We start from the raw sequence: 11,160 nt of genomic DNA on the forward strand, positions 1-11,160 counted from the left end.
AACAAGACTACTTTGCCGGGCCGCCCCGGCGCACACCGGGACAGCCTCGGGAGCGGCAAATCCGGCGTGTCCGTAAGGCATCTCACACCCGGGGCCTCCAGGACGTGCTAGTAACGCTTCGATGCCTGCGGGTTGGCTGCCAATTCGGCTTCGACCTGTGCGTGGAACTTCTTCTCCACGATGAAGGACATCAGCGGAACGACGCCACCCAGCGCCAGCAGGACCAACTTGGAGAATGGCCAGCGCAGGAGGGACCACAGCCGGAAGTTGGAGATGAGGTAGACCACGTACATCCAGCCGTGGACGATCAGGACGGTGGTGGAAATGTTGAATCCGCCGATCACACCCTTGGGCTCCGATTCCGCGAAGCCGAATCCGAACGGCTGGCCGGTCACGGCATCCGTGCCGCCGGCAAACAGCGAGACGCCGAAGCCGTAGCGGGCGATGAGCTCAGCACAAAGGAGGAGGAGCATGGCACCGGTGAGGTACGCCATGACCTTGTAGAACTTCAACGCCGAACGGATTTGGGCTTCCGTTCCGCCGAACCGCCGCTTCTTGGGCTTGGGTCCCGACTGCTCGGGCTGGACTGCCGGTTTGGGCTCAATCATGGTTGCACCTTTTGTTCTGGCTCACTGTGGTTTGGCTCAGTTGTTTGTTGTTCCGGGGCGGGTCCATCGTCCGGTTCGTCGTCGTATTCGTCGTCGCCTTCGAGTCCACGGCGGTAGTCGTCGGCCACCATCCGCCACCAGATGTACAGCGCGAAGCCAGCGAAGACCACCCACTCCACGGAGTAGAACAGGTTGAGCCAATTGACCTGCTGGGCCGGGGGCTGTGCCGGGATGTTCAGGGCCTTGACATCGCCATTGGCGGCGACAGGTCCCGCAGCCGTGGTTTGGGAGGTTGCAGCAACAAATCCGGGGTAGCTGGAAACTCCCCAGTCGTTGATGAGTTCCGCAACGGCCACGGCGGACGCACGGCCTGGACCGGCGTCGACGTTTGGTACGGGCGCCTCGGACGGCAACAGGCGGCCGGTCAGCGTCACGGCGCCCGACGGCGGCTGGTCGGCTTGGGCGGGATCCGCCACCCAACCACGGGCAACCGGAATCCAGGTCTGGGGCGACGCGGCGACGCCACTGAGCTTGGGAGCGTTGTCCACGGCGAATGCGGAGACGATCCAATAGCCCTTTTGGTTGTCGTAGAGCCGGCCTTCAACCAGAACCTGCTTGCCGGCGTCGTAATGTCCCGTGGCACTGACCATCTGGTCCTGGACCGATCCGGGGAAGAACTGTCCGGGCTGGAGGACATCCACCAATGGTTTGACGTCCTCTACGCTGGACGGTTCCGGCGGGTCATGCTGCGTTGAGCGGCTGAGCTGCCATTGGCTGAGCAGCACAAACACCCCGGACAGCAGGAGCGCAAAGACCAATCCTGCGATCCAGCGGGGTTTCAGCGCAGTTTTCAACACCCCTTAACCGTACTTCGTCCGGCTGTAGAACAACGAAACGAGGTTCGGGGCGCGGGGCCCAATCTCAGTGGTCGAAGAACACCAGGGAGGAGTTGATGAGTTCGGAGATGACCTCGGGATCGTGGGCACGGCGGAGCGACTCACGGAAAGATTCCTTGGATAAGGACCGGGCCAACGTTGCCAGGACTTCCAAATGGTCGGAGAAAGAGCTCGCCGGGGTGGCGATCAGGAGGACGACGGTCGCCGGTCCGTCGCTTGCGCCGAAATCGAGCGAGTGCCCGAACTTGGTCACGCCGACGGCAATGGAAATACGGTCCACGAACTCGCTGCGCGCGTGCGGAAGCCCAATGCCTCCGGGCAGGCCGGTGGCCAATTGATGTTCCCGCGAGTTGACCGTCTCCAGGAAGCCCTCCAGGTTGGAGATGCGGCCGGCAGCGTGAAGCCTTTCCGCCAGCTGTGCCGCAGCGTCAATCTTGTCTGCTGCTACAAGTTCAAGAATGACGGTGTCCGGCGTGGTCAGTTCCGCGTCATACCGGTCAAGTGGTTCGGCCAAGTCGTGTTCCCTCCAGTGTGGCCTCCCGGCCGCAGCTCCCCAACTGGTTGCTTTCCCGGCGCGTCAGCGAAGGGGCACGATGTCGTCGACTCCCATACGGGCGGCATCCGCCGATTCGTCATCGGGTTGTTCCTGGCTGAGCCGTTCGGCTTCCACACGCGCCAGGTAATGCTTGATTTCGCTTTCGCGCTGGGCTTCGCTCCAGCCGAGGATTTCTCCCATCAGCTTAGCCACTACGGGCACGGCGGACACACCCCGGTCCCAGGCTTCGATGGAAATGCGGGTCCTGCGCGTCAAAACGTCATGAACATGACGTGCTCCCTCGTGCGTGGTGGCGTACACCACCTCCGCGGCGAGATAGTCGTCCGCACCGGGAAGCGGATCGGCCAGTCCGGGTTGTCCTGCGATCAGTTCAAGCACCTCCGAGGCCATCGATCCGTACCGGTTGAGCAGGTGCTCCACCCTGGCCACATGAACCCCGGCCTCGTCAGCCGAACGGGCGCGACGGTTCCATGCCGCTTTGAAGCCCTCGGCACCGAGAAGCGGTATGGTCTCGGTGCAACTGGAGGGAACGCGCTCGTCCATGGCCCGGGTTGCCTCGTCCACGGCATCCTTGGCCATGACCCGGTACGTTGTGTACTTTCCGCCGGCAACCACCACGAGCCCGGGAACCGGGTGGGCCACGACGTGTTCGCGTGAGAGCTTGGCCGTGGAGTCGTTATCACCGGCGAGCAGCGGCCGGAGGCCGGCGTAGACGCCTTCCACATCTTCGCGCGTCAATGGGCGCTTGAGGACGCGGTTGACGTGTTCCAGGACGTAGTCGATGTCCTTGCTGGAAGCCGCCGGGTGAGCCTTGTCCAGCTTCCAGTCGGTGTCCGTGGTGCCGATGATCCAGTGTCGGCCCCAGGGAATGACGAAGAGCACGGACTTTTCGGTACGAAGAATGAGCCCGACGGTGGATTGGAACCTGTCCCGCGGGACCACCAGGTGGATGCCCTTGGAAGCCCGTACCTTCAACTGGCCCCGGTCGGTGACCATGGCTTGCGTCTCGTCGGTCCAAACGCCGGTTGCGTTGACAACCTGCTTGGCACGGACTTCAAACACGCTGCCGTCTTCCTGGTTTTCGAGCTTGGCTCCGACCACGCGTTCGCCTTCGCGGAGGAAATCGACCACGCGGACCCGGTTGGCCGCGTACGCACCGTAGTGGGCGGCGGTCCTGACGACGTTCACCACCAGGCGGGCATCGTCCACCTGCGCGTCGTAATAGCGGATGGAACCGACGAAGGCGTCGTCCTTCAGGCTGGGCGCGGCCCGCAAGGTGCCACGCCTGGACAAGTGCTTGTGCATGGGGACGCCGCGGCTATGGCCGGATGTTATGCCGAGGGTGTCATAGAGCATGATGCCGGCACCCACGTAGGGGCGTTCCCACACCCGGCGGGTCAGCGGGTACAGGAACGGAACGGGCCGGACCAGGTGCGGAGCGATGGTCTGGATCAACAGGCCGCGCTCTTGGAGGGCTTCCTGGACCAAGGCGAAATCGAGCATCTCCAGGTAGCGCAAACCGCCGTGAATGAGCTTGGAAGAACGCGACGATGTCCCCGAGGCCCAGTCGCGGGCTTCCACTATGCCCACCGTGAGGCCACGCGTCACGGCATCAAGGGCGGCGCCGGCACCCACAACGCCGCCACCGACGATCAGGATGTCGAGCTCCTTGCCGGATTCGGCGGTGGCTTTCAGGGCTTCGATGGAAGCGGCACGGGACTCCGGGCTGAGGGCTCCGGAGGGGTTCACCTGTGGGCCGCCTGCGACATTGCTCATCGGACTCCTCCTCAAACGCAATTGCTGGTAGTCCCCTACCCTACTTGCTGCCCGCCGTCGTGGGCAGTCCCGGACCTGGCGGGGGAAGCATGGTGCTGAAGGACTAGTTGCCTGCGTAAGGTGACACAACGACGTCCACGCGCTGGAACTCCTTGAGGTCGGAGTACCCTGTGGTGGCCATCGAACGGCGGAGGGCGCCGATCAGGTTGGATGTGCCGTCTGTATGGTGACCAGGCCCAAACAGGACTTCCTCGAGCGGACCGACCGTGCCAACGTTGACGCGGTCGCCACGCGGGGATTCGAGGTGGTGGGCTTCGGGACCCCAGTGCCAGCCACGGCCGGGGGCTTCCTCAGCGCGGGCAAGCGCGCTGCCCAGCATAACGGCGTCTGCGCCCATGGCGATCGCCTTGACGATGTCGCCCGAGCTGCCCATGCCGCCGTCGGCAATGACGTGCACGTAACGTCCGCCGGACTCATCCATGTAGTCGCGGCGGGCAGCGGCGACGTCGGAAATAGCCGATGCCATGGGCGAATGGATACCCAGCGCACGGCGGGTAGTGGTGGTGGCGCCGCCGCCGAATCCGACCAGGACGCCGGCCGCACCGGTCCGCATCAGGTGGAGGGCCGGGGTGTAACCGGCCGCGCCACCGACGATGACGGGAACATCGAGCTCGTAGATGAACTGCTTCAGGTTGAGCGGCTCGTGGTTCTTGGAGACGTGCTCGGCGGAGACTGTGGTGCCACGGATAACGAAGATATCGACGCCGGCAGCAACCACGGTCTTATAGTGTTCCTGCGTGCGCTGCGGAGTCAGCGAGCCGGCCACGGTGACGCCGGCCGCGCGGATCTCGGCCAGGCGCGAACTGATGAGCTCCGGCTGGACCGGGGCCTGGTACAGGTCCTGCATCCGGCGGGTGACGGCCGGGCTGCTGGTTTCGTCGGCCAGGCCGGCGATCTCGTCGAGGATTTTCTGCGGGTTTTCGTAACGGGTCCACAGGCCCTCGAGGTCAAGGACACCCAGGCCACCCAAGCGGCCCAGGGCAATCGCGGTCTCCGGAGACATCACGGAGTCCATGGGAGCGCCGATCACCGGCATGTCGAACTTATAGGCGTCGATCTGCCACGAGACCGAGACATCCTTCGGGTCGCGCGTCCGGCGGTTCGGGACGATCGCGATGTCATCCAGGGAGTAGGCACGACGCCCACGCTTGCCACGGCCAATCTCAATCTCATAAGTCACGGCTCTTACTTTACTGGACCGCTCCCGGAACCCCGGTTCGCCCATCAAAGGGGGCACTTCACAAAGCGCGCGGGAACTGCCCGCCCCCATGGGCAGAGGTGCCCATGGCAGGGTCCTCGACACATCCGCTAGCCTGCGAAAACACATTCACACCATGCAAGGGGGGACCCGTGGCGCCTGGATTCTACGGAGCCGACATTGAACAGCTCCGCTCGTTATCCAAACAAATGGGACAGGCCGGCAGCCGGCTCCAGAACCAGGAACTCCAGATCAACGGCCTGATCTCCAGCGTTGCGTGGAAAGGAACCGACGGCGACCGCTTCCGCCGCGAATGGAGCAGCACCCTGCGGCCCCTCCTGCACAAAACGGCGCGTTCCTTGGATGACGCGTCCAAGACCCTCCGCACCCAGGCCGATGAACAGGACAAGGCCAGCACCCTTGGCTATGGACCAAGTGGACCGGTTGATCCGCAAGGTCCCGGCGGCGGAAACCAACCAACGCCTGTCACTGGTTTGGAAGGACTGTTCGGCGTCACCGGCAGCGAGGGATGGTGGGCCGGAAACGGACTCGTGACCGCAGGCGGCTTGTTTGCGGACAACATCCTGGCCCAGATGGCCAAGGGCGGGTTGGTCACGGAACTGACGAGCTGGCCTAGGCTGAGTGCCCAATACGGCCAGGCCGCGGGCGTCGGGTATGTCAAGGGCACCCGGTTGCTCAACGGCACGTCCATGCTGGGCCGTCTCTCCGGAGCCTTGGGCATCGTCACCGGTGGGTTGCAGGTCTATCAAGGGATCCAGACGGGACATCCCGGCGTTGCCGTGGATGGCGGCATATCCGCTGCCTTGGCCGTGGGCAGCTTTGTTCCGGTCATTGGCCCTGCCTGCGCCGTCGCCGGCATTGCCTGGGGCGGGCTGGGCCTCCTCGCCACCCATATGGGTTACGACTCCGCTTCTTCCATGGTGGCTGACGGAGCCAAGCACGTCTGGGAAGGCGCCAAGGACGTTGGCGGAGCAGTGGCCGACGGCGCAAAGAAGGTCTGGGGATGGCTCACATGATCGCCCCATTTCCTAGACTGGACACAGAATCGCTCAAGAGAGGGCAGAAATGACCACCCAGACCGAAGAAACCCAGGCATTGCTCATCACGGAACACGAGCTCATTGCTTTGATCGCGATGGCTGGCACCGACGGCGCGCTGAGGTGCCAAACCCTGTTCCGCCTCGACCACGCCGCCGGGTCACCGCTGGAACAGGCCGGTGTCTCCACCCTGCTGGAGCGTGGTTTGATGAAGGTCGAAAACGACGCACTCTTGCCGGTGGGGCCGGCTGCCACGGTTACGGCCGTCCTGGCGGATGCCACGGCATGGTTGGAAACAGCGCTTGTCACCCCGTCCTCGGAGCACGTTTCCTTCATGTTCGGCGCAGAACAAGGCGCCCTGTTGCTCAACTTGAGCAAGTACGGCGTTCACGAACTCCACCCCATCACGGGCACGGAGGGCATGATCACCACGGCCGTCCAGATGGCTGACTACTATTTGAGCCAAGCACCGGACGGTTTCCCGGCGGCAGCCACAACCCGCCAGCACTTCCCTAACGGAACCTCCCGCGCAGTCCACGTCAAAGCGGAGGCAGACGGTTCCCTTTCGATCGCCACGGGGGAAGGCGAGAACCTCAATTCGTCACCCTTCGCGCGTGAGGACCTCGATTCCCGTATCCGCGCAGGCCTGAAGCAGTAGCCAGGGTGAGCTACCAGACAAGCCCCTCTCCCCTTTCGCCTCCTGACCGCCCCTTGGATTATTGGCTTTCCCCTGAGCTCTCCGCCATCACTCCCCCGAATGTGCGCTCCCGTCTTCGCGAAATCGCCGGAGCGCGTGGCGCCTTTATGGGCGCCTGGGCGGCAGGAATCGGTATCGGTGCAAACCTCATCCTCCTGGGAGCTCTCCTCGCCGCCCGGCTCGGCACGTTCGTTCCGGTTCCGGCGCTCGGCGTTCCCGGCTTGGCGATCATGGTGCTGTGCGGTGTCTTTTATGGACGGGTGCGGGACCGGTTGCCGCGAACAAGCAGGGCTCTTATCAATCGTGGGCCAGGGAACTTGCGGGGGGCGGTGTCCTTCGTGGCGTTCATCCTGATCGTCTTCATAGGGCTGTTCGCCTTCACGGCCAAACCATCGACGTGGCAGGATCCCGGGCTCCTGCTGACGCTGGCCATGGTTCTGGCGTTCGTCATCTGCCTTCTCGTGGCCGGGATCATTATCCCGGCCACCATCATGGGCCGATCGCGGGAATCCCTTCGCACCAAGACCGCAAATGATCCACGCTTCCGCGCACTCCTGGAACAAGACCTCGCCACCTGGCGTGATCCTTATGGCAATGCCGGATACGGACCTCTCTAGGCCTCGGTACCCTACCGGCTGGTCTCGTCTACTGTGAGCTGGGATTCGAACATCCTGTAGTAGCGGCCGCGCAGTGCCACCAACTCCTTGTGCGTCCCTTGCTCGGCAATCCGCCCGTCCTCAAGCATGTACACGACGTCGGCCTTCTCAATGGTGGCCAGGCGATGGCTGATGGCGATGATGGTGCTGCTGCGGTCGGCGAACAGCCGCGTGAAGATCCGGTGCTCAGCCAAGGCATCGATGGCGGATGTGGGTTCGTCCATGACCATGAAGGACGCATCCCTGTAGAAATTCCGGGCCATGGCCAGCCGCTGCCACTGGCCACCGGATAATCCACTGCCCTTCCGCCCGCGTGGATCCTCCATCCAGTTGCTCACATGGTTCTCCAGGCCGTTGGGCAGCTTGCCGATGAACTCCATCGCCTCGGCGTCCGAGGCCGCGCGCCGGATGCGCTGGTCATCGCGCGGCTGCTCAACGTCGCCGAGGTAGATGTTCTCCGCGGCAGTGGCGAACTCGTACCGGAGGAACTCCTGGCTCAGGACGGCGAGGTGCCGGTGCCAACTGGTCACATCGATACCGGCCAGATCCACGCCGTCGAGGAGTACCTGCCCCGAATCCGGCCGGTACAGTCCTGCCAGGATACGGATCAGCGTCGACTTTCCAGCGCCGTTCTCCCCCACGATCGCGATGTGTTGACCGGCTTTGATGGTCAGCGAAATTCCCTTGATCACCTCAATGTCGCTACCCGTGTAGCTGAAGCGGATGTCGCGCATTTCCACGGTTTCCGGGGAGCGGCGCAGCGGAGGCTCATGCCCGCTGGGAACAGGAAGTGTCATGAACAACTCGTAGTCCTTGAGGTTCGCGAGATCCTCATCGATGGAGCTCAGGGACGAAACAAGGTTGTTTGCGGTGGACAGGGCCCGGCTCACGATCTGCTGGACGTACAGGAACTGCCCTACGGGTTGGGCCCGCGCGATGATCTGGCCCACCACCCAGACGAGCGAAACTACTTCGGCGCCGTACTGCAGGGAGTCGGCGGCCAGTTGCTTGGGGATGTACCGTTTCTGGAAATCGAGCCGCCGGCGTTCGTCAGCGTCCCTCAGGCGCGACCTCAACTCCATGAGGTATCCCACGATCCCGTACAGCCGCATCTCTGCGATGTGCTGCGGCCGGAGCAGGTTCTGTTCGATCATTCTGCGTTGCCGCCGTGAATCGACCTGGGTGTTCCAGTGGGCAATCTGCTCACGGGACAGCTTGAACTGCAGGTAGACGCTGGGAACAATCGCTACCAGGACAATCACGGCAATCCACCAGCTCACCAGCACCAGCGCGCCAATGGCCAGGATGACGGAAACGAGTTGCGTGAAGATGGCGGCAATCCGGTCCAGCACCCGGGCGTAGGAATCGGAAAAGCGTTTGGCGCGGTCGTAGAGGTCTACGGTCTCTTTGTCGTCATAGCGCCAGAACTCCAGGGCGAGGAACCTCTGGTACATGAGGTCCCCCACGATCGCGCCAACGCGGAAGCTCATGAGTTGCTGGATGTAGCGGTCCACGCTGCTGAACCCGCCCCAGAACAACCCCAGCGCCGCGGTGATGACCACGTACAAAACCGCCCGCGGACCGGCGTCGGGATCCCCCGCGTAGCCGGCTGCCAAAGCCGTGGTGGTGAGGGCCGCGAAGTAGGTGGTGACCAACGGCAGGGTGGCCGAGATCAGGGAGCCGGCCACCTTCATGACCACTGCTGCCGGCGAGGCCTTGAAGCTCACTTTCAGGACCTGCCCGACGGCGCGTGCGTACGGGCGGAGGGCCAGCTTGCGGGGCGGCGCCTTGGTCACCCGGACGGATTCCGGGTGGCGTGGCCCCGAGGGTATTCCAGACATGTGCCCAGCCTATGCCCGCCCCCGCGGGCCGAAGGCGGGTGTCACAAAACAAAGGTTCCCCGTGGAAAATCCACGGGGAACCTGAGTTGTGTCAGCGCGAGTTGTAGTTCGGCGCTTCGACGGTCATCTGGATGTCGTGCGGGTGCGATTCCTTCAGGCCGGCCGGCGTGATGCGGACAAACTTGCCGCGGGCCTTCAGTTCCGGAATCGTCGGGGCGCCGGTGTAGAACATGGTCTGGCGGAGGCCGCCAACCAACTGGTAGGCAACCGATGCCAGCGGGCCACGGTAGGCCACACGGCCTTCGATGCCCTCGGGGATGAGCTTGTCGTCGCCGGAGACGTCGGCCTGGAAGTAGCGGTCCTTGGAGTAGGACGTGTTCTTGCCACGGGACTGCATGGCACCGAGGGAGCCCATGCCGCGGTAACTCTTGAACTGCTTGCCGTTGACGAAGATGAGGTCGCCCGGGGACTCCTCGCAGCCAGCCAGCAAGGAGCCCAGCATCACGGTGTCGGCACCGGCCACGAGGGCCTTGCCGATGTCGCCCGAGTACTGCAGGCCGCCGTCGGCGATCAGCGGCACGCCGGCCGGAATGGCGGCCTTCGCGGATTCGTAGATGGCGGTGATCTGCGGAACGCCAACTCCGGCCACCACGCGGGTGGTGCAGATGGAACCCGGCCCCACGCCCACCTTGATGCCGTCGGCGCCGGCGTCGATCAGGGCCTGGGCACCTTCGCGGGTGGCCGCCTGGCCACCGATGATGTCCACGTGTGCGGCCACGGGATCGGACTTCAGGCGGGCGATCATGTCCAGCACGCCCTGGGAGTGGCCGTTCGCGGTATCCACGAACAGGGCGTCAACGCCGGCGTCGATGAGCTTCATGGCGCGCTCCCAGCCGTCACCGAAGAAGCCGATCGCCGCACCGACGCGCAGGCGGCCCTCGTCGTCCTTGGTGGCAAGCGGGTACTGCTCGGCCTTGGTGAAGTCCTTGGTGGTGATGAGGCCCTTCAGGCGGCCTTGGTCATCCACCAGGGGGAGCTTCTCGATCTTGTTGGTGGCGAGCTTGTGGGAAGCTTCTTCGCGGCTGATGCCCACGTGGCCCGTGACCAGCGGCATCTTGGTCATGGCGTCGCTGACGCGGCGGGACGGGAACTCGGACTCCGGAATGAACCGGGTGTCGCGGTTGGTCACGATGCCCAGGAGCCGTCCCTCGGGATCCACTACCGGGAGGCCGGAAACGCGGTAGCGCGAACACAGCTCGTCGAGCTCCTGCAGCGTGGCTTCGGGGTTGATGGTCAGCGGGTTGGTGATCATGCCGGACTCGCTGCGCTTCACGCGGTCCACGTGGTCGGCCTGGTCATCGATGGACAGGTTGCGGTGGACCACCCCAAGGCCACCCTGGCGTGCCATGGCGATGGCCATGCGGGACTCGGTCACGGTGTCCATGGCTGCCGACAACAGGGGCGTCTGGACGCTGATGCGGCGGGACAGGCGGGACGAAGTATCGGCGTCGGACGGAATAACGTCCGTGTGTCCGGGGAGCAGCAGGACGTCGTCGTAGGTCAGGCCAATGAAGCCAAAGGGATCGTGTTCGGGCTGGGTCATGAGTGCGCCTCTTACCTGGGTGTGGGGACTGGAACTGGTAGGGGTTGCAACTGATGACCAGCCCGTCATTACGGGACTGGCCTGTGCAGAAGTGTTGGATAAATACTAGAACCTCTGCGCCCATCGCCATATTCCGCGGCGGCCGAGTGTGAGCAACAGCACTGGCGGCAGGCCGCCGTCGTGCTTCCCGTGGTGCGCAAGCGGCAGGTGG

At 64.1% G+C, this 11,160-nt stretch carries 10 protein-coding genes; 3 read left to right on the forward strand and 7 right to left on the reverse strand.

The window, feature by feature from the left end:
* Positions 1–107: 107 nt before the first annotated feature.
* The 5 genes from ACFVSJ_RS05200 to ACFVSJ_RS05220 all read right to left on the reverse strand — a co-directional run bounded on the left by ACFVSJ_RS05200 (position 108) and on the right by ACFVSJ_RS05220 (position 5,076).
* A complete protein-coding gene (locus ACFVSJ_RS05200; RefSeq protein ID WP_387434965.1) occupies positions 108–608 on the reverse strand; it encodes a DUF3817 domain-containing protein in 501 nt (166 codons plus the stop codon).
* Positions 605–1,465, reverse strand: a complete 861-nt coding sequence (locus ACFVSJ_RS05205; RefSeq protein ID WP_387434966.1) for an SURF1 family protein — start codon at positions 1,463–1,465, stop codon at positions 605–607. The genes ACFVSJ_RS05200 and ACFVSJ_RS05205 overlap by 4 nt, the downstream gene beginning before the upstream one ends.
* Before the next feature lie 64 nt (positions 1,466–1,529).
* Complete coding sequence (locus ACFVSJ_RS05210; protein ID WP_387434967.1) at positions 1,530–2,018, reverse strand: PTS sugar transporter subunit IIA; 489 nt, start codon at positions 2,016–2,018, stop codon at positions 1,530–1,532.
* 63 nt (positions 2,019–2,081) lie between these two features.
* Complete coding sequence (locus tag ACFVSJ_RS05215; RefSeq protein WP_387434969.1) at positions 2,082–3,836, reverse strand: glycerol-3-phosphate dehydrogenase/oxidase; 1,755 nt, start codon at positions 3,834–3,836, stop codon at positions 2,082–2,084.
* A gap of 103 nt (positions 3,837–3,939) precedes the next feature.
* Entirely contained in the window at positions 3,940–5,076 is a 1,137-nt protein-coding gene (locus ACFVSJ_RS05220) for a GuaB3 family IMP dehydrogenase-related protein (RefSeq protein ID WP_387434970.1), read from the reverse strand.
* A gap of 170 nt (positions 5,077–5,246) precedes the next feature.
* Between ACFVSJ_RS05220 and ACFVSJ_RS05225 the strand changes: the two genes are divergently transcribed.
* Genes ACFVSJ_RS05225 through ACFVSJ_RS05235 form a run of 3 tightly spaced genes read left to right on the forward strand, consistent with a single transcriptional unit; the run spans position 5,247 to position 7,466 of the window.
* Positions 5,247–6,131, forward strand: coding sequence for a WXG100 family type VII secretion target (locus tag ACFVSJ_RS05225; RefSeq protein WP_387434971.1), 885 nt, complete (start codon positions 5,247–5,249; stop codon positions 6,129–6,131).
* A 49-nt stretch (positions 6,132–6,180) separates the two neighbouring features.
* The gene (locus ACFVSJ_RS05230; RefSeq protein ID WP_387434973.1) at positions 6,181–6,810 is read left to right on the forward strand and encodes a hypothetical protein; all 630 of its coding nucleotides are present in this window, start codon (positions 6,181–6,183) and stop codon (positions 6,808–6,810) included.
* Between the two features lie 5 nt (positions 6,811–6,815).
* Positions 6,816–7,466 (forward strand): hypothetical protein, encoded by a 651-nt coding sequence (locus ACFVSJ_RS05235; RefSeq protein WP_387434974.1) that lies wholly within the window; start codon positions 6,816–6,818, stop codon positions 7,464–7,466.
* Positions 7,467–7,477: 11 nt separating this feature from the next.
* Here the strand turns inward: ACFVSJ_RS05235 and ACFVSJ_RS05240 are convergent, their stop codons facing one another.
* Together ACFVSJ_RS05240 and guaB are read right to left on the reverse strand one after the other, a co-directional pair.
* The gene (locus tag ACFVSJ_RS05240) at positions 7,478–9,346 is read right to left on the reverse strand and encodes an ABC transporter ATP-binding protein (RefSeq protein ID WP_387434976.1); all 1,869 of its coding nucleotides are present in this window, start codon (positions 9,344–9,346) and stop codon (positions 7,478–7,480) included.
* A gap of 91 nt (positions 9,347–9,437) precedes the next feature.
* Entirely contained in the window at positions 9,438–10,949 is a 1,512-nt protein-coding gene (guaB, locus tag ACFVSJ_RS05245) for an IMP dehydrogenase (protein ID WP_387434978.1), read from the reverse strand.
* Between the last annotated feature and the right edge of the window lie 211 nt (positions 10,950–11,160).

Origin of the sequence: Paenarthrobacter sp. NPDC058040 (genome assembly GCF_042885775.1) — a bacterium.
Lineage (GTDB): Bacteria > Actinomycetota > Actinomycetes > Actinomycetales > Micrococcaceae > Arthrobacter.